The organism is Streptomyces rubellomurinus, assembly GCF_000961885.1.
Lineage (GTDB): Bacteria > Actinomycetota > Actinomycetes > Streptomycetales > Streptomycetaceae > Kitasatospora > Kitasatospora rubellomurina.
Genome location: NZ_JZKH01000099.1, coordinates 1 through 26,541, shown reverse-complemented (window position 1 = coordinate 26,541; position 26,541 = coordinate 1). Strand labels below are relative to the sequence as shown.

Below are 26,541 nucleotides of genomic sequence, written 5' to 3'. Positions count from 1 at the left end.
CGAAGGTGCCGTGGGCGATGACTCCGCCGGGCACGGTGCCGTCAGCGGTCATCAGGTCCAGGCACTCGCGCAGGTCGGCGAGCGCGTTCGGCTTCCACGGCACGGTGGTGGTCACGGCTACTCCTGGTCGGTCGTCAGGTCGGCACCGAGCGCGGCCAACTTCGGCAGCAGGCTGCCGTATCCGCGCCGCAGGTGCCACATCCCTCGGATCGTAGAGGTGCCCTCGGCCTGGGTGAGGAAGGCGGTCAGCTGCGGCTGCACGCCGGTCGGGAGGCCCGGGTGCGGGCCGGTGGCGTCCGGCGTGGACGGCGGGAACCGTCGTTCGGGGCCTGGCCCCTCAGCCCGACGAGGCTGCGGGGTGGGCACGCAGGAGGTGCAGCGCCTGCTCGGCGGGGCTGCCGGGCGGGGCCGTGTAGACCACGAGGAGGTGGTGCGGGGCGCCGGGGGCCTGGAAGGTCTCGTAGTCGAGCGTCAGGTCTCCGACCGCGGGGTGGCGGAGGCGTTTGGTCCCGAAGGTCTTCTCGTGCACGTGGTGGCCGGCCCACAGGGTGCGGAAGGTCGGGCTGCCGAGGGAGAGTTCGCCGATCAGGCGGACGAGCTCGGGGTCGTGCGGGCGGCGTCCGGCGGCCATCCGCAGGACGCCGACGGTGGTGCGCGCGGCTTCGTCCCAGTCGAGGTGGACCTCGCGCGCGTCCGGGTCGAGGAAGATCCGGCGGGCCATGTTCCGTTCGTGCGGCGGGAGTTCGGGGAAGTCGGCGATCAGCGCGGCCGCGAGGGGGTTCCAGGCGAGGACGTCGTTGCGGTCGTTCATGATCACGGCCGGGGTGGTCGGCATGGCCTCCACCACCCGCCGCAGCGCGGGGCGCAGCGCGTCGGTGCGCGGGGCGGCGGCGCGGCGGCGGGGTGGCCGGGCGAGGTCGTGCAGATGGGCGCGTTCGGCGGGACCGAGCCGCAGCGCCCGGCCGAGCGCGTCGAGGACCTCGTCGGACGGGCGGTCCGCGCGCCCCTGTTCCAGGCGCACGTAGTAGTCGGTGCTCAGCCCGACCAGGTCCGCGACCTCCTCGCGGCGCAGGCCGGGCACGCGGCGGCGGCCCGTGGGCGGCAGGCCGACGTCCTCGGGTGCGACCAGGGCCCGCCGGGCGCGGAGATAGTCGCCGAGGGTGTTGGTGATCACGATCGAGCCGGCCATGCGCCCCAGTATGGGGCCCGCCAACGAGGAGTCGGGCCCCGGAGGGTGGCCCTGTCAGTCCCAGGGACCGCGCACACCCGGGCCGGTCAGCGGCGTTCCTTCGGGGCGAGGGCCCGGTGGGTGAGGACCGCGCCGAGTGCGGACAGGGCGGCGAGGCCGAGGCCGAGGAGGTGGAAGGCGCCGGTGAAGCCCGCGGCCACGGCCGCGTGCTGCGGTGCGGGGACCTGCCCCTGGACGACGGCCTGGGCGGCGAGTTCGGCGGCGGTGCCGGGGGTGAGGCCGCTGTCGTGCAAGCGGGCCGCGGTGAGTGCGGTGAGGACGGCCGCGGCGCCGGCGACGGCGACGGATTCGCCCGCGATCCGCATGGTGTTGAAGATGCCCGCCGCGGCCCCGGCGTTCTCGACCGGGACGGTGCCGACGGCCGCGTTGTCCATCACGCCGAACGCCAGGCCGACACCGGCACCGAACGGCAGCAGCGGCAGGGCGAGCGCCGGCCACGATCCGCCGTCGTCGAGGGTCACCAGCAGCAGGGACCCGATCGAGATGAGCACGGAGGCACTGGTCAGGACGGCCCGCAGCGAGGTGCGGGCGGCCAACCGGCCGGCGGCCAGCGGCAGGAGGAGGACGGGGACGGTCATCGGCAGCAGGAGCAGACCGCTGGTCAGGGTGTCGCGGCCGGCGGCGCCCTGGAGGTACGTGGGCAGGTAGACGAGCAGGATGACGAAGCCGAGGGTGACCGTGAAGGGCTGGCACACCACGGCGAGGAACTCCGGCCTGCCGAAGAGCCGGACGTCGAACAGCGCCCGGTCGCCCCGGCGCAGCTCGACCACCGCGAACAGCGCGACGAGCAGGACGGCCGCGGCGAACAGGCCGAGGGTGGCGGGTGCGGCCCACCCGGCCGTGGTCGCCTCGACGAAGGCGAAGGACAGGACGGCGAGTCCGGCCGTGAAGACGGCCAGTCCGGCCAGGTCCAGGCCGGACCGGTCGGGGCTGCGGGACTCCGGTGCCCGGGCCGCGCACAACGCCGCCGGCAGGGACATCACCGCGACCAGGAGGAACACCGACCGCCAGCCCGCCGCCTCCACCAGGGCTCCGGCGGCCGGCGGGCCGATCGCCAGACCCACGCCGAACGCGGTGCCCAGGATCCCGAACGCCAGTTGCCGGCGCCGTCCCGAGGTGGCGCCGGCCAGCACCGCCGATCCCGCGGCCAGGACGGCCGCGGCCCCGCAGCCCTGGATCGCCCGGACCGCGTCGACCACCGGCATCGACGGCGCCAGCGCGACGAGCAGCGACATGACGCCGACCACGGCGATCCCGGCGAGCAGTACCCGCCGCCGCCCGTACCGGTCGGCGAGGCTGCCGGCCGCGAGCGGCAGCGCGGCGAAGCCGATGTTGAAGGCGTTGAGCATCCACTGTCCGCTGCCGGCCGAGGAGTCCAGGGCGGACGCCATGCTCGGCAGCGCCACCGCGGCCCCGGTGACGGAGAACGGCAGCATCAGGCCGGCGGACGCCACGCCGACGACCGTGGGCCAGAAGCGGTGTCCGGCGGCGTCGTCCGGCGCCGGGTCGGCGGTCGGGGCCGGGTCAGTGGTCGGGGCCGGGTCAGCAGTCGGGGCCGGGTCGGCGGTGGGGGCCGGGCGCGCGTCTTCGAGCGAAGTGGCTTGGGAGGCCGGGGAGGTGGTGGACATGCCTCGATCGTCGGCGAGCCCCGGAACCGGATGAAGGGTCCGTCGTTCCCTGGGAACGACGGACCCACCCTCCGGCTACTCCCCCGGCTCCAGCCCGGGCCGCTCGCCGCTCCGGTCGGCGCGGCCCTGCTGGGTGCCCAGGCCCTGGGTGCCCAGGCCCTGGCGGACCGAGTCCAGGATGGTCAGGCCCTGGCTGACCAGGCCGGCGGCGATCTCGCCCAGGCCGTCCGTGCCGTTGAGCACGTTGACATTGGCGCCGGCGAGGCCGCCCGCCGCCTCCTTGACGATCTGCGGCAGCTGGTCGATCAGCATCCGGTCCAGCGCCACCCGATCGTGCGAAGCCGCCGCCTCGGCCTGGATCTTCATCCGCTCCGCCTCGGCCAGTGCGACGACCCGGATCCGCTCGGCCTCCGCCTCGGCCGGCTTCACGATCTCGGCGACCAGCTGCTGCTGGCGCAACTCGGCCGCGCGCTGGGCCAGTTCGGTCTGCGCCGCCAGCACCTCCTGCTGCGCGTGCGCCTGCGCCAGCGGGCCGGCCTGGGCGGCCTGGGCCTGGGCCTGGTCCACCTCGGCGTTGTACTGCGCCTTCACCACCGCCGTCTGCCGGGCGTACTCGGCCTGTTGCCGGGCGGACTCCTGCTCGGCCTCCGCCGCGGCCTGGGCGGCCTGCGCCTGGGCGATCTGGGCCTGCCGCTGGATGGCCGCCCGGTGCGGGGCCGACATCGCGGCGATGTAGCCGGTGTCCCCGTCGTCGATCGACTGGATCTGCAGGGAGTCCACGATCAGCCCGATCTTCGCCATCTCGGCCTTCGAGGTGTCCAGCACCTCGGTGGCGAGCTTCTGCCGCTCGGTGACGATCTCCTCGACCGTCATCGAACCGATGATGGCGCGCAGGTGCCCGGCGAAGATCCGGCCGGTCAGCACGGACATCTGGTCCTGGTCGGACAGGAAGCGCTGGCCCGCGTTGACGATGCTCTCGGTGTCGTTGCCGACCTTGAAGGCGATCACCGCCCGTACCGTCAGCGCGATCCCCTGCTTGGTCACACAGGTCTCGGCGACCTCCGCCTCGCACATCGCCAGGGTCAGGAAGCGGACCTTGCGGAAGACCGGCAGGACGAACGTGCCGTGCCCGGTCACCACCCGGAACGGCGCTCCGGACAGGCCCCGTTTCCCACCCGAGATCAGCATCGCCTGGTCGGGGGCGGGTACCCGATAACCGAACATCCTGGTCGTCTCCTCAGCGCAAGCCGTCCGGCCGGTCGGCCAACGGGTCGTCGATCGGGTCGGTCCACTCGATGACGTCGACCTGGCGCGCACCCCGCGATTCGACCACCAGGACGGAGGCCCCCTTCGGCAGGGGCTCCTCCGACCAGGCGAGGAAGGCCTCCGAACCGCCCCTGACCCGCACCAGGACCTCGCCGGGGCCGGCGGCTCCCCGGGTGCCGATCACCAGCACCCCCGGGCAGCCGATCACGGCCTCGTCGGACACCATCGACGGCCCCTCTCCCGTTGGACGTCGCGCGACCGTCCCGGCACCAGCTCGCGCCGGCGGCGCACGGGCGCGCGACCGGCTCACCGTACCGGAGCACCGCCGGTTCCAGGGTGTCACGCGCCACTCGTGCTGTCGATCAGCCTGCACGACATCGCCGGACGCCCCGTCATCACCACCGGCACGGAACCACCGGCACGGGACCACGGACACGGAACCACCGGCACGAAGAAGGGGCGGCACTCCTCACCCGCCACCGGACGGCCGACCCTCCGGGCCCGCTCGGAGGGTCGGCATGTACACGCGCCGTTTACGGGCGTGTCCATGCGGTGTGTATCGGACTGCCGGACAGTTCCCGGCGGGCCGGGACCGCCCCGGCCCTCCCCGAAGGAGAACCGGTACGACATGACACGAGCACACCGCCTCGGCTCCACCGCCCTCCTGGCGGCCGGCGCCCTCCTCGTGGTGGCCGGCACGGCCTTCGCCGCGCCCGCCCAGGAGGCGCACGCCGCCGGCGTCCGCATCTCGGCGCAGGCATCGCCGCCGCCCGCGGCGCCGGCGCAGCTCCCGCCGCCCCGCCTGGCCTCGGGGGGCCAGGAGGTCCCGCTCCAGCCGCCGGCGCCGCTGAGCACGGACCTGAAACCGGGTGCCAAGGGGGGCGCGGCCCCGAAGGCCGTCCAGCCGCGGGCCGGAAACCCGGTGACCGACATCATCTCGTCCCTCATCGACATCTTCGAGAAGCTCGTCGACATCATCCAGAAGGCGCTGGAGAAGCCGGACCGGGGATCCTTCGTGCAGGCGGTCGTCAACGACACCGCGGCACGCACCGGCGGCCACTACAACATCATGCTGGTCGCCGACGACGCCCGCTTCGACGCCTCCTTCGCGCACACCGTCTGGGACGGCCACATCAAGTACAAGGACGGCCAGCTCTTCCGCCTCTTCATCTTCGACTCGGGACACTTCACCCTGCGCAGCGACGGCGGGTGGAGCAACTGGGGCTTCTACGGCCGCTTCAGCAGGTCCAGCTCGGGCGAGCTCACGTTCTACAAGTCCCCCGGCGACAGCATGAGGAGCGCCGCCGCCGACTCCAAGTGCGTCGACGACCAGCAGGGCGGCCTGGGCAACGGCAACCCCATCCAGATCTACGACTGCAACACCACCGACCCGCAGTGGTGGTACCGCGACGGGCAGGCGCTCAAGGTCACCATCAGCGGCGTCACCAAGTGCCTCGACGCGGGCGGCGGCGGCTGGACCGACAAGGTCCAGCTCTGGGACTGCAACGGCACCCCGCCGCAGCAGTGGTCCTACGACAACGGCGCGCTGCGCAACGCCAAGTGGCAGTACTGCCTCGACGTTCCCAACAGCAACCTGGGCAACGGCAACCGGCTGCAGATGTACCCGTGCAACGACAGCAGCACGCAGCACTTCACCCTGCCGTAGCGACGGCACGCCCCGGCCCGGCCGCCCCGGCCGGGCCCACCACCACCGACTTCGCACATGAGGTGCACCCCCATGAAGAGAACCCTCCTGGGCTCCGCCCTGCTGCTCGCGGCGGGAACCGTCCTCGCCCTCGGGCCGGCCGCGGCCGCGCAGTCACCGGACCGGGCTTCGCTGCCCGCGATCGCCGCCGCGAGCGACCAGGGCAGCATCCCGCTCGCCGCGCCCACCGCTCACCCGTCCCCGTCCGTGTCCCCGTCCACACCCGCGCACGCGGCGCCGCGCGCGCAGCTCGCCTCGTCCGGCGTCCAGATCACCAAGGACGACATCGGGGTGGGCGGCGCCATCCAGTCCCTGTTCGACCAGTACCCGCCCTTCGTCTTCCCACCGGACCAGCTCGTCAAGGGCTTCGTGGCGCACGGCGCCGACCTGACCGGCGGTCACTACAACCTGCTCCTGGTCCGCTCCGACGCCCGGTTCGACATGAACTTCAGCACCGTCCGGGCCTCCGCGATCCTCACCCACAGCAACGGCATCCGCTTCAACCTCTGGATCTTCGACCAGGGCACGTTCACGCTGCACAGCGACGGCGGATGGACGAACTGGGGCTTCTACGGCCGCTTCAACAGCTCGGGGGGCAACGTCAACTTCTACCGCCTGCCCGGCGGGCCGGTGGTCGGCAAGGACGGCAAGTGCCTGGACGTCCGCGGGTCCGGCACGGCCAACGGGACGCCCGTCCAGATCTACCACTGCAACAACACCAACGCCCAGTGGTGGGACCGGGACGGACTGGCCGTGAAGGCCCTCGGCAAGTGCCTCGACGCCAACGGCGCCTCGACCGGCGCCCTGGTGTGGCTGTGGGACTGCAACGGCAGCGCCCCGCAGCAGTGGTACTACGAGAACGGGCAGCTGCGGAACGCGCAGTGGTCGTACTGCCTGGACATCCCGAACGGTGACACCACCGACCAGCGGCAGTTGCAGATGTACGCCTGCAACGGCGGCGACACGCAGCGCTTCAGCGTCCCCGGCGACTGAGCACCGGCACCCGACCGCCCGACGAGCCGCCGGCCGTACCCCCGTGGTACGGCCGGCGGCTCCGCCGGTGCCGGGCTTCAGGCCTGTCGGGGCCCTACCGAGCACCCGCCTGGACGAGCTCCCCGGACTCCGGGAGATCCGGGTCGCCGGCCGGGTCGCCGACCGGGTCGCCGGCCGGGGCAGCGGCCGGGGCGGCGGCCCGCAGCGCCGCCTCGACCCTGCGGTTGGTGGTCATGGTCGAGGTGACGGCGGTCATCGCGAGGAGGAGGCCGGCCGCGGTGTACAGCGGGGTGCGCACGTCGTGGGTGGCGGCCAGCCAGCCGCCGAGGACGGCACCGAGCGGGGCGGCGCACATGGCGAGCATCCGGGAGGTGGAGGTGACCCGGCCCATCAGCTCGGCGGGGACGATCGCCTGCCGGAGGGAGGGGCTGAGCACCATCGTGGCGCCCATGCCCACCCCGCAGGCGGCGAGCGCGAGGCCGGCCACGTACGCGTTCGGGGCCGCGGCGAGGCCCAGGATGGCGAGCCCCTCGAGGGCGGCCGTGCAGGTGAGTGCGGTGCCGGTGCCGAGCCGCCGGCCGAGGGAGGAGGCGATGCCCGCGCCGAGCAGGCCGCCGGTGGACTCCACGGTGAGGAGCAGGCCGAAGCCGAGGGTGCCGGTGCCGAGGCGGTCGTGCGCGAAGAGGGCGAGGACCGTCTCCACGGCGAGGAAGGCGACGTTCCCGACCGCCGGGCGCAGCGCGAGCCCGAGCAGCAAGCGGTCCCGGAACACGTACGAGGCGCCGGCCCGCGCCTGCCGCAGCAGCGACTCGCGGGCCTGCGGGACGGGCCGGGGCGCGGCGGGCAGGGACCGTACGAGGACGGCGGAGAGGGCGAAGGACACCGCGTCGGCGAGCAGCGGGAGCGCCCGGCCGAGCGCGAGCAGGGCGCTGCCCGCGGGTGGCCCCGCGAAGCCGGACGCGGCGGTCTGGGTGCCGCGCAGGCGGGAGTTGGCGCGCTCCAGGACGGCCGGGTCGCGGCCGAGCAGGTCGGGCAGGTAGGCGGTGGCGGCCGTGTCGAAGAAGAGTCCGCCGAGGCCGAGCAGGAAGGCGACGGCCGCGAGCAGCGGAATGCTCAGCACGTCGAGCGCGGCCGCTGCCGCCGGTACCGCGAGCAGCACCGCGCGCGCCGCGTCCGTGACCCACATCGTGCGCCGGCGGTCCCAGCGGTCCACCAGCGCGCCGCCGAGCACCCCGAAGAGCAGCCACGGCAGCGTGCCGGCGGCCGAGACGGCGGCGAGCGCCATCGGATCACGGGTCAGGGTCAGGGCGAGCAGCGGCAGTGCGGCGTGCGAGACCCCGTCGCCGAGCGAGGAGACCGTCTGCGCGGTCCACAGCCGTCCGAACCCGGTGGGCACCGTCGTTGCTTCCGTGCTCACTTGGCGTCCTCCTCGGTCTGCTGGACGGGTGCCGGGTGGAACAGGGCGAAGACCAGCGAGGTGTCCGGCAGCGACGGATCGGACAGCTCCCGGTACTCGTCCGCCAGGGCGTGCAGCCGCGCGCCCAGTTCCGCGAACTGCTCGTCGGTGAGCCGCAGATGGGCCATCCGCACCTGCCGCCCGCCGTCCGCGGGCGCGGCCTCCAGGTCCGCGACCGCGTGCCGCATCAGCACGTCCGGCCCGCCCTCGCCCGGGGCCGGCAGCACGACCGACCGCGCGGCCATCGCGTAGTAGCGCTCGTTGACTCCCCGCACCTTCCGCGTCCGGACCACCTTCACCAGGCCGGCCCGTTCGAGCAGCCGCACGTGGTAGCTGGAACTGCCCTTGGCGAGGCCGACCCGCTCGGCGATCTGGGTGATCGTCGCGGGCTCGAAGCGGAGCACCGCCATGATGCGGTGACGGGTGAGGTTGGAGACGGCGCGCAGCTGCTCGTCCGTGGTGACGTGGAACGTCTCGGGAAGATCATCGGTGGGCATGCCCTCAATGGTCAACACTTCTTGACCATTGCGCAAGGGGTTTCTCCGGACCGTGCCTCGGCGCCTGACCGGATCGTTCCGCATCCGGGCCCGATGGTGTCTACGCCCAGGCCGCCGACAGGGGCCAGGATCGAGGCATGAAGAACGCACTCCTCGTCATCGACGTCCAGGAATCCTTCCGGCAGCGCGAGAACTGGGCCGCCGTGTCCAACCCCGCGATCGTCGACCGGGTCAACGAGCTCGTCGAGCACGCCCGGGGCCGCGGCGACCTCGTCGTCTGGGTCCTGCACTCCGAGCCCGGCACCGGCACGGTCTTCGACCCGGCCCGCGGCTTCGTCCACCTGATCGACGGCCTGGTGCCGGCCGAGGGCGAGCCCGTCGTCACCAAGACCTCGCACAACGCGTTCACCACCACCAACCTCCAGCAGCTGCTCACCCAGCACGGCGTGCGCGGCGTCGTGGTCAGCGGCATCCGCACCGAGCAGTGCTGCGAGACCACCACCCGGGTCGCGAACGACCTCGGCTACGACGTCACCTTCGTCACCGACGCCACCGCCACCCACCCGATCGAGCACCGCGACGCCCCCGCCGGACGCAGCCTCGCCGAGGTCCTCGCCGATCCGCGCACCCTCTCCACGGACGACGTCATCGCCCGCACCGAGTACGCTCTGGCCGGCCGCTTCGCCACCGTCACCACCGTGAAGGAGTTGACCGGATCGTGACCCGTGTCGTCTTCCTGCTCGTCCCGCACGTGCACCTGCTGGACCTCGCCGGGCCCGCCCAGGTGTTCTCCACCGCGGCCGACCACGGCCTCGGCTACCGGAGCGCGTACGTGGCCGAGCAGGAGGACGTCCCCACCGCGCAGGGCGTCACCCTGCGGGCCGCCACCGCGTGGCCGCGCCTCGCGCCCGGCGACCTCGTCGTGGTGCCCGGCTGGCGGGCGCCGCGCCTGCGGTCCAACGGCGCGCTGACCGCCGCCACGCTCGACCGGCTCACCGCGCACCACGCCGCCGGCGGGACGGTCGCGAGCGTGTGCGCCGGCGCCGACGCGCTCGGCCGCGCCGGGCTGCTGGACGGCCGGCGCTGCACCACCCACCACGACCTCCAGGACGAACTCGCCCGCCGCTACCGGCGGGCCACCGTCGTCCGGGACGTGCTCTACGTCGTCGACGACCGGGTCGTCACCTCGGCGGGCATCGCCAGCGGGATCGACCTCGCGCTGCACCTCGTCGCCGTCCGGCACGGCCCGGCGGCCGCCGCCCGGATCGCCCGCGAGATGGTCGTCTACGCCCGCCGCAACGGCGACGAGCGGCAGACCAGCGCGATGCTCCGGCACCGCGGCCACCTCGTCGACGCCGTCCACCGCGTCCAGGACCTCATCGACGCCCGCTTCGACACCCGGCTCGGCCTCGCCGACCTCGCCGCCGCCTCCGGCGTCAGCGAACGCACCCTCACCCGCCACTTCACCGAGGCGACCGGGCTCACCCCGCTGCGGTACCAGCAGGAACTGCGCGTCGAGCGCGCCGAACACCTCATCGCCCACGGCGCGACCACCGAGACGGCCGCCCGCGCGGTCGGCTTCCAGGACGCCCGCATGCTGCGCCGCCTCCGCGCCGCCCGTACGGAGGCCGGGGGCGGAGGCGGGGCCGGGGGCGGAGGCGGCGTCAGGACCAGGGCCCAAAGGTCGACCTGACCCTGATCCTTTTGTTCGGATCGGCACTGTCCGGCGCCTCGGGGAACGGAAATACTGAGCCCGTCACAGCGCGGGGCCCGCCCTCGCGCCCCGCCCGAACTCCGCCACCAGCAAAGGAAAACACGTGGTCACCATCGGCAGGCTCACCCCGTCCGACCGCCAGGAGTGGGAGGTCCTCTTCCGCGCCTACATGGACTTCTACGAGCGCGAGCTGCCGGACGACATGTACGAGCGCGCCTGGACGGCCTTCCAGGACGACACCCGCATGCACGCCCTCGGCGCCAAGGTGGACGGCAAGCTGGTCGGGATCACCCACTTCCTCGTCCACGCCAGCACCTCGGCGCCGGACGTGTGCTACCTCCAGGACCTGTTCACCGCGCCGGAGACCCGCGGCCAGGGCGTCGGGCGGGCACTGATCGAGGCCGTCGCCGACTGGGCCCGCGCCCGGGACTGCTCCCGCGTGTACTGGATCACCCACGAGACCAACGAGACGGCGCGCCGGCTCTACGACAAGGTCGCCGAGAACCACGGGTTCATCAACTACCGGATCAACCTGCCGTAGCCGCCGCCCCGCCACGTCTACAGCCCGGCCTCCTCGACGAGGGCGGCGAGGTACTCCCGGGCCGTCCGCGGCCGGGCGAGCGGCGCGGCCTGCCCGGCCCAGAGGTTGAGGTAGTCGGGCAGCCCCCGCTCGACGGCCGCCCGGCGGAGGGGCGCGGTCAGCGCGCCCTGCACCGGGTACGGCGCGAGCTCGCCCTCGCGGCCGGCCAGGTCCCGCGCGAACCCGTTGGCGATCGTCCGGGCCTGGCGGCCCGAGAAGGCACTGGTCAGCACGGTGACCCGGGCCTGCGGGCCGTGCAGGGCCTCCTTGTGGGCCGGGCTCGCGCCGGATTCGTCGGTGGCGAGGAAGCCGGTGCCGATCTGCACGGCGCCCGCACCGAGCGCGAGCGCGGCCGTGATCCCCCGGCCGTCGACGATCCCGCCCGCGGCGACCACCGGCACCGACACGGCGTCGACGACCTGCGGGACCAGCGAGAACGTCCCGACCAGGGACTCCCCCACCGGCCGCAGCCACGCCCCGCGGTGTCCCCCGGCATCCGACCCGGAGGCCACGACGGCGTCGACCCCCGCCTCGTCGAGCGCCACCGCCTCGTCGACCGTGGTCGCCGTCCCCAGGGTGACGATGCCGCGCCGCCGCGCCTCGGCCAGCACGCTCGCGGGCGGAACGCCCATCACGAAGCTGAACACCGGCGGCCGGGCCTCCAACAGCGCCTCCACCTGCCGCTCGAAGTCCTGCCCGAACGACACGGGAAACTCCGGATCGGGCAGCCCGAGCCGCTCGAGGTGCGGCCGCACCGGCCCCAGGTACGCGGCGAACTCCTCCTCCGTCACCGCCAGTTCCCGCTCCCCCGGCTGCGGCACCCAGAGGTTCACCGCGAACGGACGCGCCGTCCGGGCCCTGATCTCCGCCACCACGGCCCCGATCTCCGCCGGAGCGAGGACATGGGCACCGTAGGAACCCAGCCCGCCACCGTTGGACACCGCCGCGGCCAGGCCCACCGTGGAGTAGCCACCCCCGAACGGCCCCTGCACGATCGGATGCTCGATGCCCAACAGCTCGGTCACCCGCGCACGGGCCGACCCACGATCGACGGACATGTCTCCTCCTTCGCCCGGACCCCCCACTACGCCGGCCGCACCACGCGGGGCCCACTACCGATCACACCACCATCTCCCGCACCGGGTAAACGTGTTGGCCCTCACAACCGATCGCGCACGCCCCGGTGTCCGTCCGGGCGTCCCGGGCAGGCCGGTCGGACCGTTCAGGCTGGAAGCTGACGACGTGCCCAGGTGCGGTCGCTCGGGGTCGGTTCGGTTCGCCAACGGGCGCGGAGGACTCCGTCGTCGTCGGGCATGACAGCGGTGCACAGCGGCACACGTTCATCCACGTACATGGACAGCAGGGCGGCGGCACGAGCGCGGGACATCCGGGCGACCAGGTCGGGGAACTCGTCCTCGTCGGCGATGGCGCTGCGGATGGTGCCGTCGTCGTCCTGCCACACGCCTTCGACGAGGCCGTCTGCGGGCAGGGCGCTCAGGACGGCGTCGATGTCCGTGGACAGGGGCGGCCATACGGCGAGACGGGCCCGGGGAGCCAGTCCGGCGCGCACGGGGTCGATGGTGTCGCGGGTGAGGTGGTGCCAGCGTGAGGCGCCTTCGAGGTGCGTCTCCTCCAGGATTCCGGCCCGGCCGGTGGCGACCGCCCGGTGCAGGTCGGCCCAGAAGTCGTCGTCGCCGGGCCGCTGGACGACCTGCTCCTCCTCCTCGAAGGCGTACGGGGAGGTGTCCAGGCGTTCCGGGAACAGTCCGAGTTCCCGGGTACGGGCCAAGGCCGCCTCGCAGGGCCGGCTGCTGCCGACGTAGACGTACTGGTCCCATCCCACGTGGACCGCGAACGCGCCCTCCACCTCCAGCCGGCACCAGGCGCCGTTGTCGCGCAGCATGGCACGCACCAGCTCCAGCCCGATGTCGAGCGGCACTTCCGCCCCGTCGTGGAAACCGGCGGGGCCGGCCGGGAAGAGCCCGTCCAACCCGAAGCCGTCCACCGGAGGCTCCAGACCGAAGTGCGCGAACGACGGGACCTGCGGCTCTCGTACCGCCAGACGCTCGACGCCGGTTTCCCCGGCGAAGGCCGCGACCGCCCGAAGATAGGCGGCCTCGACCTCGCCGTGATCGCTGACGGTGTCCTCACTGCCGGTGTAACGCCCACGCTCGTCACGGTCGGCGGGGTCGTACTTGGTGACTTGGTAGACGTAGGGGAGCTGCACCGCCCCATCATCCAGCACGCTCGCGTCGCCCGGCGAGGAGGCTGAAGTCCGTACTCAGTCGTCCTCGGGCAGGTGGAAGTAGACCGTCCCCGACCGCCAAGGCCCGTGCGCGGTCATCTCCGACTCGATGACGACGTCCTGAACCTCCACGGGGCCCAACGCCTCGATCGAATCGGCCAGCCTCCGCAGGAGCGCCGGCACGCTGTCGCAGCCCGGGCCTTCCGGGTTGGCCTGGGAGAAGTGGTGAACGGTCCAGTACTCCGGCGTGCTCGTCACGGGCTCGATCGTAGAACCCGCCAGCCCTCTTCCGGCCCCGGCCAGGCCCACCACCACCGGGCCGGGTGGCCGGTCGCCGACCGGCCACCCGGCCGCCGCCCTACTGTCCGCCGATCAGCAGGGAACCACCGAGTCGGTCTCGCTCACCACGTCACCGTCCGATACCCAGCCCGCCAGTCCGTGGTCGTCGCCCACGGTCCACAACCAGCGGTAGGGGTGGACGTGGCTGCCGTTCGGGTGGTCCGGAATCTCCTGCCGGCAGGCGAACCACGACGGGTTGCTGCGCAGGTAGTCGCTGGGCGCCCATGTCGGACCGGCGTCGTGAACGGCGGCGCCGTAGCTGTTGTTGCAGTAGGAGGCGTTGTACCAGAACTTGACGACTCCCGCCGACCAGCAGGCGGACGCCGCATGGGCGGACCCGGACGGGACGACGACCATCGCTGCGACCGCCGCGGCGGTGGCCGCGACCGCCGCGGCCTTCTTGATGTGACGCACGGTGCGAACTCCTCGGAGAGATCGGTTGTGACTTGGTGTTCCGGATTCCGGCTGGGGCGACTCAGAACCAGCTGGTGCAGACCACATCGGGCCGCCCGGCCACGCTGCCGCAGGCGCGCATGACCACGCCGGCGTCCCGCCACTGGGCGGTGTGGACGTCCTGGCCATCGGTGATGGTGGTGTGGCCCAACTGCGGCTCCCAGTGCGCGCCGCCGTCCGAGCTCCGGTCCACCCAGATGTGGTCGCCGGCGCCGCCGCGGCTGATCCGGCCCCACCCGCACTGGGTGGAGTCGCTGTAGCGCAGTTCGATCAGGCGGCCCTGCAGTTCCACCGACCGGCCCGCCGGCGTGCGGGCGTCCGATCCGGTGGGTTCGGTGTCGTCCGTACACGTGGACGCCGGCGTCGGGACGCTACTCCCGGACGCGCACTCGGGCACCGGCAGCACGGCCGGCCCCTGGACGTAGATGTTGCTCACCCAGCCCTGGTAGTCCGGCAGGTAGGACCAGACGTCGTTGACGTAGCCCTCGGCCTGAACCAGTCCGCCGTGGGCCTGACAGGTGATCCGTACGGCGCCGGGAGCCGCGATGGTCGACACGATGTCCGCGGAGGTGGAGGCACTGCTTCGGACGTGCACGTCGGAGCCCCAGGTGCTGAACCGGCCGCCGCCGGGCGTGCCCGACAGGCCGCTGAGGTCACGTCCCGTCCCGCACTCGGGGACGTCCGGCAGGACGGCCGGGCCCTGGAGGTAGATGTTGGTGATCCACCCCCGGTACTCGGGCAGGTACGACCACCAGTCGTTGGTGATGCCCTCGGCGGTGATGCTGTCCCCGCGCCGCTGGCAGTTCACCTTCGCCTGGGTGGGGCCGGGCAGGACAGCCACCACCCGCGAGCCGTGCACCGGCTGCTCTGCCAGCCGGATCCAGGTGCCCCAGGTGCTGTGCACGACCCCGGACGCCCCCGGGTCCGGTCCGGGATTCGGCTGCCCGACTGTGTCCGGATTGATCCGGATCGCCATGACGAACTTCTCCGCGTTCAGCACCTTGGCGTGCAAGGGCGTACCCGACTGGGCGGCCTCGGCAATCTTGTCGCCGCCCAGTGAGAGCGCGACGTGCTCGATGGAGTTGCCGTACCAGTGCTTGTCGCCGAAGAACACGATGTCCCCGGGCTGGAGCCCGCCGGGGCCGTAGATCACGGTGTTCCGGGCCGCGGGCGCGGTCAGCACCTGGACCTCGTTGCCGGTGGCGCCCTTCCCGAGGATGTCGTAGCCCACGGCCTGGGACCAGACGTACCGCACGTACCCGGAGCAGTCGAAGCCCAGCACGGTGTCGTCGTGCCGGGACGCCTCGTCCGTGCCGTCGTAGTACCCGTAGGTCTTGCCCGGCAGGGCTCCGTGGCCGCCGTCCCAGGTGTACATCGTGCCGGCGGCGATCTCCGCGCAGGCTGCCCTGACCGCCAGGTCGGCCAGCCGGTTCGGCGCCGCCGCGTACAGCTGGCAGGGCACATCGGCGGCGTGTGCCGGCGGACTCGTCGCGGTCACCGTGAATCCGGTGAGCAGCAACAGGCCGAGTAGAAGGCACAACCTGTGCCGCATTCCTCGTGCGAGCTTGCTCGGGAATCCCATCCGCCCTCCTTTTCGATCGGAATGAACCACCAAGGGACTGTTCCCTCGGTCTTCGAACAGCCTTGGCCGCGCTGGTCCGGTGGACAACGCCTCCCCCGCCGGACGGGACGGCACCGGGACGGCCAACACCCTGACCTGCTGGGACGTCCCCGGTGGGACGGACTGCGGGATGCTGTGGGAGACTCCCGGCCGGGAAACGCAATCCGACCGGGGGGAACCGGATGCCTGGATGGGACGAGGCACGTCAGGACGAGTCGACAGCCCTTGCGACATTCGCCGAGGGATTACGAGCGGTCAGGGCGTCGACCGGCAAGAGCCTCAAGGAACTCGAACGTGTCACCATGACCAGCGACTCGTCCTGGTCGCGGTATCTGGCCGGCCGCGGGATTCCGCCGTGGCCGGTCGTCGAAGCCCTCTGCCGCGAGGCCGGCGAACCCGCGGACGAGCTACGCACGCTCTGGGAGGCGGCGCGGGACGAATCCGGCCGGCGTAGAGAGCCACAGCAGCAAAAACAGGAGGAACAACCCTCGCCCGGGACGGAACCTGCTCCTCCGGTCAATTCCCGAAAGCGTCGCCTCGGTTGGGCTGCCGCAGCGCTCGGCGCGGTCCTGACCAGCATCGTCGCCGTACTGATCGGCCAGGGATCCGGGGACTCCCCGACCACTCCCGCAGCCTCGAGCCCATCGGGCGCCGCCACCGCGGCACCGGTCCCCGGGAACACCCCGAGCAAGGTCCTGACCCCCGGCGACCTGCGCAGCGACGCGGACGTGCCTGCGCAGTTCCGCGGCTACATCGAGGCCGCCGCCCGCCGTTGCACGGAACCTGAGATCACCCCGGCCCTGTTGGCGGCCATGCTCAAGGTGGAGAGCAACTTCGACCCGAACCTGCGCAGTCCGCAGACCGACGAGTACGGCATCGCGCGGTGGACCCCTGCCGTCTTCAACGCCTGGGCGGTGGACGGCGACGGCGACGGCATCAAGGACTACATGTCCCCCGGCGACGCCATCACCACCATGGGTGTGTACACCTGCTGGCAGGCCCAGCGCTTCAAGCAGAACGGCCTCCACAGCAACTTCCCGGCGCTGATCGCCGCCGGGTACCGCACCAGCGACAAGGCCGTCCTCCAGGCGGCCGGCCCGCCGCCCGGCACCGAGCAGCACGTGGCAGAAGTCCTGCGCTACCTCAAGGAGTACGGCGTCTCCTGAAGGGCCCCCGACTCTATCCGCGCCCACTGCCTGTCGGTCAAAGGCGCCACCGGACCGACGATCTGATGCCAGAAAGGAACGCCCTCGCGCCCGGCCCCGCCCTGGTCGGGTGGCTGACCCGGCGCCGGTTGAGTCTGCTGCACGAGAAGTCGATCGGGCCGACTTCCCGTGCGGGCGGGCTGCCTCGCGGACGGCGGCAGAGGACGGGACGGCACGCGTCAACTCGGCTTGTGTCGTGGACGGTTGGTGAGGTGACGGACGGGGGAGGCTGAGCGCATGGGGATCGTTCTGGTGTTCCTGCTCGTACTGGTGGGCGCCGTCGTGGGCGCGTGCGTCGTCCTGACGCTTCGGGAGAGGTCGCGGTCGTACCGGGCCGAGGGCTGGGAGGGGGCGCTGATCGAGCGGCGGCGGACGGCTGAGGCCGCGCGGATGCGGGCGGCGTACGCGAGTGTGTCCGTCCACGAGAGCAGCCTGGGGAACGAGGAACTCTTCATCCCCCGCTGATCGCGTCGGGCGAGGGGCGGTCCGACCTGCCAGGACCTGCCCGAACGGCGCCTCATAACCCGGTGATCACGGGCGTGGTCGTCCGCTAACCTCTGCCGGATGACGATCTCTTACGACGTGGCGGGCGATGGCCCCGCGGTGGTTCTGCTGCATTCCTCGGTGTGCGACCGGCGGATGTGGGACGGGCAGTGGCAGGCCCTGGTCGGGGCCGGGTACCGGGTGGTGCGGCTCGACTTCCGCGGGTTCGGCGAGTCGCCGATGGCGGACGCCCCGTACAGCGACGCCGGGGACGTGCTGGATCTCCTCGACCGTCTCGGCGTCGAGCGCGCCGCGCTGGTCGGCGCCTCGTACGGCGGCAAGGTCGCGCTGGAGGTGGCGGCGACGCGGCCGGAGGCCGTGACGGCGCTGGCGCTGCTCGGCGCCGGGATGCCCGGCCACGACCACAGCGCGGAGCTTCGGGCCTTCGGCGGCAAGGAGGACGAGCTGCTGGAGGCGGGCGACGTCGCGGGCGCGGTGGAGCTGAACGTGGACGCGTGGCTCGGCCCGGAGGCCGGCGAGGAGGCCCGGGCGCTGGTCCGCGAGATGCAGCGGAACGCGTTCGAGGTGCAGCTGGCGGCGACGGAGTTCTTCCGCAGCAGCCCCGAGGTCGACCTCGGGAAGGTCACCGCGAGGTGCCTGGCCGTGGCGGGCGCGCACGACTTCGCGGACTTCCGCGAGATCGCGGCGGTCCTGCCCGAGCGGATCGCGGGCCCCGCCCGGCACGTGGAGCTGGCGTGGGCCGGCCACCTGCCGAACCTGGAGCGCCCGGCGGAGGTGACGGACCTGCTGCTGGGCTTCCTCGGCGGGGAGTGACGCGGGGAGCGAGCGAGGGCCGTCGTTCACCTGTTTGCCCTGGTCGGCGGGTTTCCGTCATGATGTGCCGCCACTACGAAGCGGGAGCACGCCAACCATGAACATCCAGGTCACCTACGAGGCCACCACCGAGGACATCGTCGCCTCGGTGACGGCGAACGCGGCCTCCCGGCTCTGGCTCCGGTGGGCCATCGTCGGCCTGTGGCTGCTGCTGGCGGTGGCCTGCCTGGCCGCGGGCAGCGTCATGTTCGCGATCGCGGCGATCTGCTTCGGGTTCGTCCAGGTGGTGAACATCACCGCGGGCGGCCGCCGGATGGGGCTGAAGGTCGCCCCGCGCTACGTCGGGTCGACGACCGTCATCCTCACCGACGACGCCCTCCAGCTGAAGAGCCCGGCGCTGGACCGCCGCATCCCCTGGTCCTCGGTCAACAAGGTGGTGCACAACCCCGTGGCGTGGACGGTGCTGGCGCACAAGGTCGGCGCCGCGCCGCTCTCGGCGACGGTGCTCAAGGCGCCGTTCACCGAGGCGCAGCGCGCCGAGGTCGACGCGTTCCTGGCGCGCCTGCCCAAGGTCGGACACAAGGGCCAGGTCCAGGCCCAGGCCCAGGTCCAGGTCGGCGCGCGGTAGCGGTAGCGATAGCGACAGCGGTAGGGGAATTCGGGCCTGTCACGGACCCTCGGTCGTCAGGGATGACGGCCGAGGGTCGGGGCCGTTCACCCGTCGCCGCCGTCCGGGGCTTCCCGGACGAGGCGGAAGGCGAGGCAGACCACGGGGGTGTGGTCCTCGGCGGTGGTGCCCAGGGCGTGCCAGTAGCGGCGGTGGCCGGCGCGCCAGTCGTCCAGGGTGGTGAAGCCCTCTCCTTCCGCGTGGGCGTGTTCCCAGGTCACCGCGTCGAAGGGGAGGACCTCGATGCCGGTGATCTCGATGACGGCGACGGGCCGGCCGTGGTCGTCCAGGAGTGCCAGCCGTTCGCCGGGGTGTTCCAGGTGCTCGGACTCCTGGGCGTAGTCCGCCAGCAGGCCGGTGGTGGTGGTCTTGCGGCCCGCTAGTACCAGGGCGTTCAGTTCGGCCCGCATGCCGTCCGGGGTGCCGAGTTCCATGACGCGCAGGCCGTTGACGCGTGGCCACATGCTGTCGTCATCCTCTCGCCGCAAGCGCCGCCACCGCTCGGGTGAAGCGCGCCAGGCCTGCGGGGTCGTCCTGGAGGAAGAGGTTCGGTTCGATCAGTTCCAGCTCCAGGACGACCGGTTCCCCGGCGTTGTCCAGGACCAGGTCGACCCGGGCGAACAGCGGTGCGGCCGGCGCGGGGATCGCGGACAGCGCTGCCGCGGCCGTACGGAGCTCCGCCTCGGTGGGTAGGTACGGCGCGACGCCGAGGTGCGGGTCGCGGTCGTTGTCGATCGTGCCGGGCTCGGTGAGCAGGGGGTCCTTGCGGATCGCGTGGCTGAAGGCGCCGTCGACGAAGACCAGCGCGCGTTCTCCTTCCGCTACCCGGGGCAGGAACGGCTGGACGAGCACGCTGCGGCCCTGGTCCAGCAGCATCCGGGCGTGCCGGGCCGCAGCCGTGTGCCGGCCGGGCTCGTAGCGCGCCGTGTCCAGCGCGCCCGCGGACACGGCCGGTTTGACCACCACGCCGTCCGCCCCGTCGAAGTCCGCCGGGGTGGGCCGCGCGCCGGGTTCGAGGAACCGGGTCGGCACGACGGCGACTCCGCGCCGGGCGAGCTCGCGCAGGTAGTGCTTGTCGCTGTTCCAGCGGACCACGGGTGCGGGGTTGCGCAGCAGGGTGGTGCGGGCCGTGGTGTCGGCCCAGGTCAGGAACTCGTCGAGCCGTTCCACGTAGTCCCAGGTCGACCGGATGACCACCAGGTCGAACCGGTCCGGGGGCGCCGCGGCCCGGTGCCACAGCACCGGCTCCGCCGACAGGCCGTCGGCGCGCAGGGCGTCCACGATGAGCGGGAGGTCGGCGTCGTACTCGACTCCCGCCGCACTGGTCGCCACGGCGACCCTGGCTCCGCTCATGCACCCACTCCCACCGGACGCCCCGGCCGACTCTACCGCCGGATCCGGGGGTCGACACGGCGAGGCCGGCCGGCTCAGCGGCGCCAGCGGTAGAGGGCCTCCCACTCCTCGGTGATCCAGGTGCCGTCGCCGACCGGCATCACGTTGTCGACCTCGCGCATCGGGTATTCGAGGCGGCCGTGCACGGCGCCGGTGGCGGGGTCGGCGAGCCAGTGGCTGTGCTCGCGCCACCGGTCCTCGCCGAAGCGGAGGACGGCGGCCTCGTCGTACGTGTTGCTGAGCGTCACGATCACCGTGTCGTCGTCCACGAAGCCGCTGCGGGAGGAGATGTACGGGGCGTTGTGCACCGAGCAGTCGCCGGTGCCGGGGGCCGGGAAGTCGCTCAGGGCGAGCGTCGCGGTGACCCGGTAGTCGGGGAGGCTGTGCCAGGTGAGGTCCCGTCCCCGCCGGTCGGCGGTCATGCAGCGGGTGTTCGTCGAGTCGATGCCCAGGTAGTAGCGGTCGCCCGGCAGTTGGGCGCCCTGCTGCTGCGGCACCTGTCGGCCGAGTACGAGGGCGCCGGACTCCCAGCGCGCCTCGTAGTGGGTCTGGGCCACCCCCTCGCCGGACACGCTGACGCCGGCGACCTCGTCGTTCTCGTCCCAGAGCAGGCTGACGTACCGCTCGTAGCCGCCGCAGGGGAGCAGGCTCTCCCCCAGCACCGTGCCCGCGGCGTCCAGGGTGAGGATCCGGGTGGCGTCCGGCAGTCCGGAGGGCATCCGCAGCCAGATCCGCAGGTCCCGATCGGAGCCGCCCACCGACGAGCCGCCCGCCGGGGAGCCGCCGCCCGCGGAGCCATCTGCCGAGGAGCCGCCGGAGAAGTCGACGTCGCCCCAGCGGTGCGCCTCCCAGGTGCCGTACGGCCGGCTCCACAGCCTCGTGCCGTCCCGGGTGACGGCGACGTACGCCTCCTCGGTGGCGAAGACGGTGAACGACAGGTCGGGGGCCGTCCACTGCCGCCCCCACGGGTTCGGGTTCGGGGCCGGGAACTCGGCCAGCAGCTCGGCCTGTTCCTGCAGTTCGTAGATGCGCAGCGACCGGGCGCTGCGCACCTCGAAGCGGGGGACGGGGCCGGTGGGGTCGAGGCAGGTCTGGGCGCCGTTGCCCCGGTCCGGGATCGGATAGGTGGCCACCAGCTGCGGCGTGATCGTCATACCGCCATCCTCTCGCGCCCCCGGCCTCCTCATCTGATGCTCAGATTGGATGTGTTCCGTTCAAGCTCCGATTACCCCATCATGGGACGGTTGCCAGCGCGCCTACGCGCGTAGCACCGCCCCCGCACTTCCCTGTACCCCCACGGCACAAGGAGCTTGATCCATGCTCAGACACATCGGCGCCGTCCGCCCGCTCGCCCTGGGCGCGGTCGTCCTCACCGTGCTCGCCGGCGCCACCGCCGCCCCCCACCGGGCCGCCGCCGCGACCGCGACGACCACCACGACGGCGACCACGACGACCGCCCCGGCCGCCGCGACCGCCACCCAGCACCGCGTCCTGTTCGACAACACCAAGGCGGAGACCGCCGGCAACGCGGACTGGATCATCAGCACCAGCCAGCCGGACCCGCTCGCCCAGAACGCCAACCCCCAGTCCGAGACCGACTGGACGGGCGCCATCTCCGCCTGGGGCGTCGCCCTGCAGAAGACCGGCCAGTACAGCCTCAAGACGCTGCCGAGCGGCTCCTCCATCACCTACGGCACCGGCGGAGCGCTGGACCTCGCCAACTTCGACGAGTTCGTCCTGCCCGAGCCGAACATCCGGCTCAGCGACGCCGAGAAGACCGCGGTCATGAAGTTCGTGCAGAACGGCGGCGGGCTCTTCCTGATCTCCGACCACACCCAGAGCGACCGCAACAACGACGGCTGGGACTCCCCCGCCATCATCAACGACCTGATGACCACCAACTCGGTCAACAGCAACGACCCGTTCGGCCTCTCGGTCGACCTGCTCAACATCCAGACCGACAACCCGCGGGCGATCAGCGACGCCACCGACCCCGTGCTGAACGGCCCGTTCGGCACCGTCACCGGCAGCATCCTGCGCAACGGCACCACCTTCACCCTCAAGCCCGCCGACAACCCCTCCGTCAAGGGCATCGTCTACCGCACGGGCTACTCCGGCACCACCGGCGCCTTCTTCGCCACCAGCAGCTTCGGCAAGGGCCGGGTCGCCATCTGGGGCGACAGCTCGACCGTCGACGACGGCACCGGCGAGCCCGGCAAGACCGTCTACAACGGCTGGGACGACCCGGCCGGCACCGACGCCGCCCTCGCCCTCAACGCCACCTCCTGGCTCGCCGGCAGCGGCGGCACCAGCACCGGCGGCGTCACCCTCACCAACCCCGGTGCCCGGACGGCCACCGCCGGCACCGCCACCAGCCTGCAGCTCTCCGCCGCCGACACGGCCGGCGGCACCCTGAGCTACGCCGCGTCCGGCCTGCCCGCCGGTCTGAGCGTCAACGCCACCACCGGCCTGATCAGCGGCACCCCGACCACCGCCGGGACGTACTCCGTGACGGCCACCGCGACCGACTCCACCGGGCCGTCCTCCTCCGTCACCTTCGGCTGGACCGTCCAGCCGGCCGGCGGCAGCGGCTGCACCGCCGCCCAGCTGCTCGCCAACCCGGGCTTCGAGGCCGGCACGACCGCCGGCTGGACGGAGACCAACTCCGGCGGCAGCAGCACCATCAACAGCAGCTCCAGCGAGCCGCCGCACTCCGGCACGTACGACGCCTGGCTGGACGGGTACGGCAGCACCAACACCGACACGCTCGCCCAGACGGTGACCCTGCCGGCCGGCTGCAGCAGCTACACCTTCAGCTTCTGGCTGCACATCGACACCGCCGCGAGCGGCACCACCGCCTTCGACACCCTGAAGGTCACCGCGAACGGCACCACCCTGGCGACCTACTCCAACGTCAACGCGGCCGCCGGCTACCAGCAGCACAGCTTCAACCTGTCCGGCTACGCCGGCCAGACCGTGACGCTCAAGTTCACCGGCGCCGAGGACTACACCAAGCAGACCTCCTTCGTCCTGGACGACACCGCCGTCAACGTGGCGTGAGCCGAGGCCGGTTGCCCCTGTCCCCGCGCGGGGGCAGGGGCAACCGGCGTCCGGGGGCGACCCGCGTCAGGGTCGACCCGCGTCAGCGGAAGTCGTCGGCGTGGTCGACAGCCCACTGGGCGAAGGTGCGTGCCGGAGTGCCGGTGACCTTCTCGACGACGACGGAGGTCGCGGCCGCGACGCCGTCGGCGGCCGCCCACTGACCGACGATCGCCTCGGCCACGACCGGATGCATGGTCCTGGCGACGTCCGCACGAGCCTGTTCGTCCGAGACGTGTTCGACCGTGATGCGGCGGCCGATGGCCTCGCCGATGTGCTCGACCTGGCGCCGCAGGGTCAGGGACTCGGCCCCGTGGACGGTGTAGGCCTGGTGCGAGTGCCCCGGCTCGGTCAGGGCGGTCACCGCCAGCGCCGCCAGGTCCTTCTCGTGCACCGGTGCCGACTGCGCGAGCGGACGGGGAAGCCGGACGACGTTGTCCCATCGGATCGATTCGGCCCACCAGGTGCGGGTGTTGGTCGCGAACGTCCCCGGCCGGAGGAACGTCCAGTCCAGGCCGGACCGTTGGACGGCCCGCTCGATCGTGCGGTTCAGGCGGGCGACCGGGTGGTCGGCGTCGGGGTCCAGGACGACCGACACCGACGAGAGCAGCACCACCTGCCGGATCCCGGCGGTCACGGCCGCCGCGGTGACCTTCTCGATGTCGTACGGCCGCTGGGGGTCGAGCATTCCGTACAGGAACACCTTGTCGGCACCGTCGAGCGCCGCGGGCAGCGTCTCGGGACGCGCCAGGTCGGCGACGACCGCTTCGCACCCCGGCGCCAGGCCCGAGGCCGGGGTCCGGTTGACCGCTCTGACCTGCTCACCGGCGGCCAGCAGGCCGTCGGCCACGTGACGACCGACGTTGCCGCGGGCGCCGAAGACGACTGCCACCATGAGGGAACCTCCTGCTTGTTGCGGACATGAGCGGACGCGAATCGCCGGTCACCGGTCAGGGCCGGATGTTCTCCAGGTCCTCCAGGAGGCCGGGGTGCGTCGGCTCCCAGCCGAGCGCCTGCCGGGTGCGGGTGCTGGACGAGGGCTGGTCGGCCTGGAAGATCGGGCCGAGCGGGCCGTAGGTCTCCACCGGCACCGACGCGACCGGCAGGCCGAGCCGCCGGCCGATGACGGCCGCGATGTCCCGCACCCGGTCCCCCTCGTCGGCCACGGCGTGCCAGACCGTACCGGCCTCCGCCCGCTCCAGGGCGAGCCGGAAGAGGACGGCCGCGTCGAGCGCGTGGACGGCGGGCCAGCGCTGGGTGCCGTCGCCGGGGTAGCCGGAGATCCCGCTCCGGCGTGCGATGTCGGTCAGCAGACCGGCGAACCCGCCCGTGCCCTCGTGGTGCACCGTGCGCGGCAGGCGTACGGCCGTGCTCCGGACCTCGCGCGAGGCCAGGCCCAGGACCGCCGTGACCGTGCGGCCGCGGCCGCCGACCGGCCCGTCGGTCGGCACCGGGTCGGCCTCGGTGGAGGCTCGGCCCGGCACCCACGGCGTACCCGAGACCGTGACCAACGGACGGCCGCTGCCGACGAGTTCCTCACCGAGGGCGGTGAGGGCGGCGGCCTCCTCGGCGACGTTCCGGGCGAGGGCCTCGGGGCTGCTGAAGTCGTTGCCGAAGGCCAGGTGGATCACCCCGTCCGTACGGGCGGCGCCGGAGCGCAGCACGTCCGGATCGGCGAGGCCTCCCCGCAGCGGCTCGGCGCCGGCCGCCGCGGCGGCCCGTGCGGAGGCGTCGGAGCGGGCCAGCGCGAGGACGGTGTGGCCCTTCGCGAGGAGTTCGGCGACGACGGCGGAGCCGATCAGACCGGTGCCGCCGGTGACGAAGACGCGCATGGAAATCCTCCCAACAGTGATGGGACTCTTGTCCCATCACCGTACCAGGCTGACGGGACAAGAGTCCCATCACCTATGCTGAACCCATGGGTAGATGGGAACCAGGTGCGCGCGAGCGCCTCGTCGTGGCCGCGGTCGACCTGTTCACGGAGCAGGGGTACGACGCCACGACGGTCGCGCAGATCGCCGAGCGTGCCGGGGTCACCAAGAGCACCTTCTTCCGGCACTTCCCCGACAAGCGCGAGCTGCTGGTCGCCGGGCAGGAGACGCTGAGCCGGCTGCTGGCCGAGGGGATCGCCGACGCGCCCGGTGACGCCAGCCCGCTGGAGGCGGTCGCCGCCGGCCTCGAACGCGCCTCGGCCGCGATGGGCCCCGGGAGTCGCGAGCTCGCGCCGCGCCTGAAGGCGGCCGTCGCCGCCAGCGCCGAGCTCCAGGAGCGCGACGCCCTCAAGACCGTCAGCCTCGCGGCCGCGATGACGACCGCTCTGGTCGCCCGCGGCGTACCCGATCCGACCGCGGCCCTCGCGGGCGAGCTGGGCGTCCTCGCCTTCAAACGGGGGTACGCCCGATGGGCCGAGGACGACCGCGGCGCCGAGGACGGGCTCGCCGGGTACGCCCTGGCGGCCCTGGACGAACTGCGCGCCGCCAGCGCGTCGCTGGGCTGACACACGCGAACGCGCCTTCGCCCCGGCCCGGGAGGGCGGGGGCGGAGGCGCGTTCACGGACTTCCGGAAGCGTTCAGGAACGCCCGGGTGCGGGTCAGTCCAGGCAGAACTCGTTGCCCTCGACGTCCTGCATGTTCTGGCACGACTCGTTGACGCCGTCGGCCAGCAGGAGCTGACCGCGCGTCGCACCGAGCGCGACGAGGCGCGCGGACTCGGCCTCCAGGACGGCCAGCCGCTCCTCGCCCACCAGCCCGGTACCGACCCGCACGTCGAGGTGCACCCGGTTCTTGACGACCTTGCCCTCGGGAACGCGCTGGAAGTACATCCGCGGCCCCTCACCCGTCGGGTCCATGCAGACCGCCGCCGCGCCCCGGCGCTCCGGCGGCAGCGAGAGCTGGAACTCCTCCCACGTGGCGAACCCCTCCGGAACCGGCGGCAGGACGTACCCCAGCACCTCGCACCAGAAGCGGGCGACGCGCTCGGGATCCGCACAGTCGAAGGTGATCTGGACCTTCTTGATCGACGTCATCGGGCCACCCTAGCGCGGCCGTTCACCAGGGCCTATGGGTTTTCCCACCCTCCCCCGGCGCTGTCTCTTATACACATCTGACGCTGCCG

At 72.8% G+C, this 26,541-nt stretch carries 29 protein-coding genes and 1 pseudogene; 12 read left to right on the top strand and 18 right to left on the bottom strand.

Features of this window, described 5'->3' with window-relative positions:
* Window positions 1–117 precede the first annotated feature (117 nt).
* The 5 genes from VM95_RS42905 to VM95_RS32145 all read right to left on the bottom strand — a co-directional run bounded on the left by VM95_RS42905 (window position 118) and on the right by VM95_RS32145 (window position 4,369).
* Entirely contained in the window at window positions 118–261 is a 144-nt protein-coding gene (locus tag VM95_RS42905; protein WP_157882258.1) for a hypothetical protein, read from the bottom strand.
* Window positions 262–337: 76 nt separating this feature from the next.
* Window positions 338–1,189 carry a helix-turn-helix transcriptional regulator gene (locus VM95_RS32160; protein WP_045703546.1) on the bottom strand — a complete coding sequence of 284 codons (852 nt, stop codon included), beginning with the start codon at window positions 1,187–1,189 and terminating at the stop codon, window positions 338–340.
* An 86-nt stretch (window positions 1,190–1,275) separates the two neighbouring features.
* Window positions 1,276–2,877 carry an MFS transporter gene (locus VM95_RS32155; protein WP_244179022.1) on the bottom strand — a complete coding sequence of 534 codons (1,602 nt, stop codon included), beginning with the start codon at window positions 2,875–2,877 and terminating at the stop codon, window positions 1,276–1,278.
* A gap of 75 nt (window positions 2,878–2,952) precedes the next feature.
* Window positions 2,953–4,101: an SPFH domain-containing protein gene (locus VM95_RS32150; RefSeq protein ID WP_045703545.1), complete on the bottom strand. Its 1,149-nt coding sequence runs from the start codon at window positions 4,099–4,101 to the stop codon at window positions 2,953–2,955.
* A 13-nt stretch (window positions 4,102–4,114) separates the two neighbouring features.
* A complete protein-coding gene (locus VM95_RS32145) occupies window positions 4,115–4,369 on the bottom strand; it encodes a hypothetical protein (protein ID WP_045703544.1) in 255 nt (84 codons plus the stop codon).
* A 402-nt stretch (window positions 4,370–4,771) separates the two neighbouring features.
* On the opposite strand from VM95_RS32145, the gene VM95_RS32140 reads away from it, so the two are divergent.
* Window positions 4,772–5,809 carry a ricin-type beta-trefoil lectin domain protein gene (locus VM95_RS32140; RefSeq protein WP_045703542.1) on the top strand — a complete coding sequence of 346 codons (1,038 nt, stop codon included), beginning with the start codon at window positions 4,772–4,774 and terminating at the stop codon, window positions 5,807–5,809.
* A gap of 72 nt (window positions 5,810–5,881) precedes the next feature.
* Window positions 5,882–6,841 carry an RICIN domain-containing protein gene (locus tag VM95_RS39330; RefSeq protein ID WP_052707703.1) on the top strand — a complete coding sequence of 320 codons (960 nt, stop codon included), beginning with the start codon at window positions 5,882–5,884 and terminating at the stop codon, window positions 6,839–6,841.
* Between the two features lie 94 nt (window positions 6,842–6,935).
* Here the strand turns inward: VM95_RS39330 and VM95_RS32130 are convergent, their stop codons facing one another.
* On the bottom strand, window positions 6,936–8,237 hold the full coding sequence (locus VM95_RS32130; protein ID WP_208615565.1) for an MFS transporter: 1,302 nt from the start codon (window positions 8,235–8,237) through the stop codon (window positions 6,936–6,938).
* A gap of 17 nt (window positions 8,238–8,254) precedes the next feature.
* A complete protein-coding gene (locus tag VM95_RS32125; RefSeq protein ID WP_045703538.1) occupies window positions 8,255–8,794 on the bottom strand; it encodes an ArsR/SmtB family transcription factor in 540 nt (179 codons plus the stop codon).
* 137 nt (window positions 8,795–8,931) lie between these two features.
* Here VM95_RS32125 and VM95_RS32120 point away from each other — a divergent pair, with 137 nt between their 5' ends.
* From VM95_RS32120 to VM95_RS32110, 3 genes are all read left to right on the top strand, one after another.
* Window positions 8,932–9,516, top strand: a complete 585-nt coding sequence (locus VM95_RS32120; protein WP_045703535.1) for a cysteine hydrolase family protein — start codon at window positions 8,932–8,934, stop codon at window positions 9,514–9,516.
* Complete coding sequence (locus tag VM95_RS32115) at window positions 9,513–10,487, top strand: GlxA family transcriptional regulator (protein WP_078860858.1); 975 nt, start codon at window positions 9,513–9,515, stop codon at window positions 10,485–10,487. The genes VM95_RS32120 and VM95_RS32115 overlap by 4 nt, the downstream gene beginning before the upstream one ends.
* A 124-nt stretch (window positions 10,488–10,611) precedes the next feature.
* Complete coding sequence (locus VM95_RS32110; RefSeq protein WP_045703532.1) at window positions 10,612–11,049, top strand: GNAT family N-acetyltransferase; 438 nt, start codon at window positions 10,612–10,614, stop codon at window positions 11,047–11,049.
* 17 nt (window positions 11,050–11,066) lie between these two features.
* On the opposite strand, the gene VM95_RS32105 is transcribed toward VM95_RS32110, so the two are convergent.
* From VM95_RS32105 to VM95_RS39325, 5 genes are all read right to left on the bottom strand, one after another.
* Window positions 11,067–12,146, bottom strand: coding sequence for an NAD(P)H-dependent flavin oxidoreductase (locus VM95_RS32105; protein WP_045703530.1), 1,080 nt, complete (start codon window positions 12,144–12,146; stop codon window positions 11,067–11,069).
* 164 nt (window positions 12,147–12,310) lie between these two features.
* On the bottom strand, window positions 12,311–13,315 hold the full coding sequence (locus VM95_RS32100; RefSeq protein ID WP_045703528.1) for a hypothetical protein: 1,005 nt from the start codon (window positions 13,313–13,315) through the stop codon (window positions 12,311–12,313).
* A gap of 54 nt (window positions 13,316–13,369) precedes the next feature.
* Window positions 13,370–13,591, bottom strand: a complete 222-nt coding sequence (locus VM95_RS32095; RefSeq protein WP_045703526.1) for a hypothetical protein — start codon at window positions 13,589–13,591, stop codon at window positions 13,370–13,372.
* A 114-nt stretch (window positions 13,592–13,705) separates the two neighbouring features.
* Entirely contained in the window at window positions 13,706–14,086 is a 381-nt protein-coding gene (locus tag VM95_RS32090) for a hypothetical protein (RefSeq protein ID WP_052707702.1), read from the bottom strand.
* A 61-nt stretch (window positions 14,087–14,147) separates the two neighbouring features.
* Window positions 14,148–15,644 carry an NlpC/P60 family protein gene (locus VM95_RS39325; RefSeq protein ID WP_052707701.1) on the bottom strand — a complete coding sequence of 499 codons (1,497 nt, stop codon included), beginning with the start codon at window positions 15,642–15,644 and terminating at the stop codon, window positions 14,148–14,150.
* A gap of 284 nt (window positions 15,645–15,928) precedes the next feature.
* Between VM95_RS39325 and VM95_RS44805 the strand changes: the two are divergent.
* From VM95_RS44805 to VM95_RS32065, 5 genes and pseudogenes are all read left to right on the top strand, one after another.
* Window positions 15,929–16,153, top strand: a pseudogene (locus tag VM95_RS44805) (helix-turn-helix domain-containing protein); the annotation flags it as partial.
* A 321-nt stretch (window positions 16,154–16,474) separates the two neighbouring features.
* Window positions 16,475–16,912: a transglycosylase SLT domain-containing protein gene (locus VM95_RS32080; protein ID WP_244179023.1), complete on the top strand. Its 438-nt coding sequence runs from the start codon at window positions 16,475–16,477 to the stop codon at window positions 16,910–16,912.
* Between the two features lie 276 nt (window positions 16,913–17,188).
* Window positions 17,189–17,416, top strand: coding sequence for a hypothetical protein (locus VM95_RS32075; protein ID WP_045703525.1), 228 nt, complete (start codon window positions 17,189–17,191; stop codon window positions 17,414–17,416).
* Between the two features lie 99 nt (window positions 17,417–17,515).
* On the top strand, window positions 17,516–18,268 hold the full coding sequence (locus tag VM95_RS32070; RefSeq protein WP_045703524.1) for an alpha/beta fold hydrolase: 753 nt from the start codon (window positions 17,516–17,518) through the stop codon (window positions 18,266–18,268).
* Between the two features lie 97 nt (window positions 18,269–18,365).
* The gene (locus VM95_RS32065; protein ID WP_045703523.1) at window positions 18,366–18,896 is read left to right on the top strand and encodes a hypothetical protein; all 531 of its coding nucleotides are present in this window, start codon (window positions 18,366–18,368) and stop codon (window positions 18,894–18,896) included.
* Between the two features lie 86 nt (window positions 18,897–18,982).
* Here VM95_RS32065 and VM95_RS32060 read toward each other — a convergent pair whose 3' ends face one another.
* The 3 genes from VM95_RS32060 to VM95_RS32050 all read right to left on the bottom strand — a co-directional run bounded on the left by VM95_RS32060 (window position 18,983) and on the right by VM95_RS32050 (window position 21,481).
* Window positions 18,983–19,399 (bottom strand): ASCH domain-containing protein, encoded by a 417-nt coding sequence (locus tag VM95_RS32060; protein ID WP_045703522.1) that lies wholly within the window; start codon window positions 19,397–19,399, stop codon window positions 18,983–18,985.
* Between the two features lie 7 nt (window positions 19,400–19,406).
* Window positions 19,407–20,288 (bottom strand): ATP-grasp domain-containing protein, encoded by an 882-nt coding sequence (locus VM95_RS32055; protein WP_045703521.1) that lies wholly within the window; start codon window positions 20,286–20,288, stop codon window positions 19,407–19,409.
* A 74-nt stretch (window positions 20,289–20,362) separates the two neighbouring features.
* The gene (locus VM95_RS32050; RefSeq protein ID WP_045703519.1) at window positions 20,363–21,481 is read right to left on the bottom strand and encodes a hypothetical protein; all 1,119 of its coding nucleotides are present in this window, start codon (window positions 21,479–21,481) and stop codon (window positions 20,363–20,365) included.
* 163 nt (window positions 21,482–21,644) lie between these two features.
* On the opposite strand from VM95_RS32050, the gene VM95_RS32045 reads away from it, so the two are divergent.
* Window positions 21,645–23,387 carry an Ig domain-containing protein gene (locus tag VM95_RS32045; RefSeq protein WP_045703517.1) on the top strand — a complete coding sequence of 581 codons (1,743 nt, stop codon included), beginning with the start codon at window positions 21,645–21,647 and terminating at the stop codon, window positions 23,385–23,387.
* Window positions 23,388–23,469: 82 nt separating this feature from the next.
* On the opposite strand, the gene VM95_RS32040 is transcribed toward VM95_RS32045, so the two are convergent.
* On the bottom strand, window positions 23,470–24,321 hold the full coding sequence (locus VM95_RS32040; protein WP_045703515.1) for an SDR family oxidoreductase: 852 nt from the start codon (window positions 24,319–24,321) through the stop codon (window positions 23,470–23,472).
* A gap of 55 nt (window positions 24,322–24,376) precedes the next feature.
* Entirely contained in the window at window positions 24,377–25,258 is an 882-nt protein-coding gene (locus VM95_RS32035; RefSeq protein ID WP_045703513.1) for an SDR family oxidoreductase, read from the bottom strand.
* Between the two features lie 86 nt (window positions 25,259–25,344).
* On the opposite strand from VM95_RS32035, the gene VM95_RS32030 reads away from it, so the two are divergent.
* Window positions 25,345–25,923 (top strand): TetR/AcrR family transcriptional regulator, encoded by a 579-nt coding sequence (locus VM95_RS32030; RefSeq protein ID WP_045703511.1) that lies wholly within the window; start codon window positions 25,345–25,347, stop codon window positions 25,921–25,923.
* 94 nt (window positions 25,924–26,017) lie between these two features.
* On the opposite strand, the gene VM95_RS32025 is transcribed toward VM95_RS32030, so the two are convergent.
* Complete coding sequence (locus VM95_RS32025) at window positions 26,018–26,452, bottom strand: VOC family protein (protein ID WP_045703509.1); 435 nt, start codon at window positions 26,450–26,452, stop codon at window positions 26,018–26,020.
* Window positions 26,453–26,541: the final 89 nt, after the last annotated feature.

Excerpts from the sequence above, each read along its gene's own strand:
- VM95_RS32055 (WP_045703521.1), bottom strand. The coding sequence starts at position 20,288 with ATGAGCGGAGCCAGGGTCGCCGTGGCGACCAGTGCGGCGGGAGTCGAG.
- VM95_RS32120 (WP_045703535.1), top strand. The coding sequence starts at position 8,932 with ATGAAGAACGCACTCCTCGTCATCGACGTCCAGGAATCCTTCCGGCAG.
- VM95_RS32065 (WP_045703523.1), top strand. The coding sequence starts at position 18,366 with ATGAACATCCAGGTCACCTACGAGGCCACCACCGAGGACATCGTCGCC.
- VM95_RS32025 (WP_045703509.1), bottom strand. The coding sequence starts at position 26,452 with ATGACGTCGATCAAGAAGGTCCAGATCACCTTCGACTGTGCGGATCCC.
- VM95_RS32030 (WP_045703511.1), top strand. The coding sequence starts at position 25,345 with ATGGGTAGATGGGAACCAGGTGCGCGCGAGCGCCTCGTCGTGGCCGCG.
- VM95_RS32045 (WP_045703517.1), top strand. The coding sequence starts at position 21,645 with ATGCTCAGACACATCGGCGCCGTCCGCCCGCTCGCCCTGGGCGCGGTC.
- VM95_RS32035 (WP_045703513.1), bottom strand. The coding sequence starts at position 25,258 with ATGCGCGTCTTCGTCACCGGCGGCACCGGTCTGATCGGCTCCGCCGTC.
- VM95_RS32070 (WP_045703524.1), top strand. The coding sequence starts at position 17,516 with ATGACGATCTCTTACGACGTGGCGGGCGATGGCCCCGCGGTGGTTCTG.
- VM95_RS32105 (WP_045703530.1), bottom strand. The coding sequence starts at position 12,146 with ATGTCCGTCGATCGTGGGTCGGCCCGTGCGCGGGTGACCGAGCTGTTG.
- VM95_RS39330 (WP_052707703.1), top strand. The coding sequence starts at position 5,882 with ATGAAGAGAACCCTCCTGGGCTCCGCCCTGCTGCTCGCGGCGGGAACC.
- VM95_RS32075 (WP_045703525.1), top strand. The coding sequence starts at position 17,189 with ATGGGGATCGTTCTGGTGTTCCTGCTCGTACTGGTGGGCGCCGTCGTG.
- VM95_RS32155 (WP_244179022.1), bottom strand. The coding sequence starts at position 2,877 with ATGTCCACCACCTCCCCGGCCTCCCAAGCCACTTCGCTCGAAGACGCG.
- VM95_RS32150 (WP_045703545.1), bottom strand. The coding sequence starts at position 4,101 with ATGTTCGGTTATCGGGTACCCGCCCCCGACCAGGCGATGCTGATCTCG.
- VM95_RS32060 (WP_045703522.1), bottom strand. The coding sequence starts at position 19,399 with ATGTGGCCACGCGTCAACGGCCTGCGCGTCATGGAACTCGGCACCCCG.
- VM95_RS32145 (WP_045703544.1), bottom strand. The coding sequence starts at position 4,369 with ATGGTGTCCGACGAGGCCGTGATCGGCTGCCCGGGGGTGCTGGTGATC.
- VM95_RS32140 (WP_045703542.1), top strand. The coding sequence starts at position 4,772 with ATGACACGAGCACACCGCCTCGGCTCCACCGCCCTCCTGGCGGCCGGC.
- VM95_RS32040 (WP_045703515.1), bottom strand. The coding sequence starts at position 24,321 with ATGGTGGCAGTCGTCTTCGGCGCCCGCGGCAACGTCGGTCGTCACGTG.
- VM95_RS32160 (WP_045703546.1), bottom strand. The coding sequence starts at position 1,189 with ATGGCCGGCTCGATCGTGATCACCAACACCCTCGGCGACTATCTCCGC.
- VM95_RS32050 (WP_045703519.1), bottom strand. The coding sequence starts at position 21,481 with ATGACGATCACGCCGCAGCTGGTGGCCACCTATCCGATCCCGGACCGG.
- VM95_RS32125 (WP_045703538.1), bottom strand. The coding sequence starts at position 8,794 with ATGCCCACCGATGATCTTCCCGAGACGTTCCACGTCACCACGGACGAG.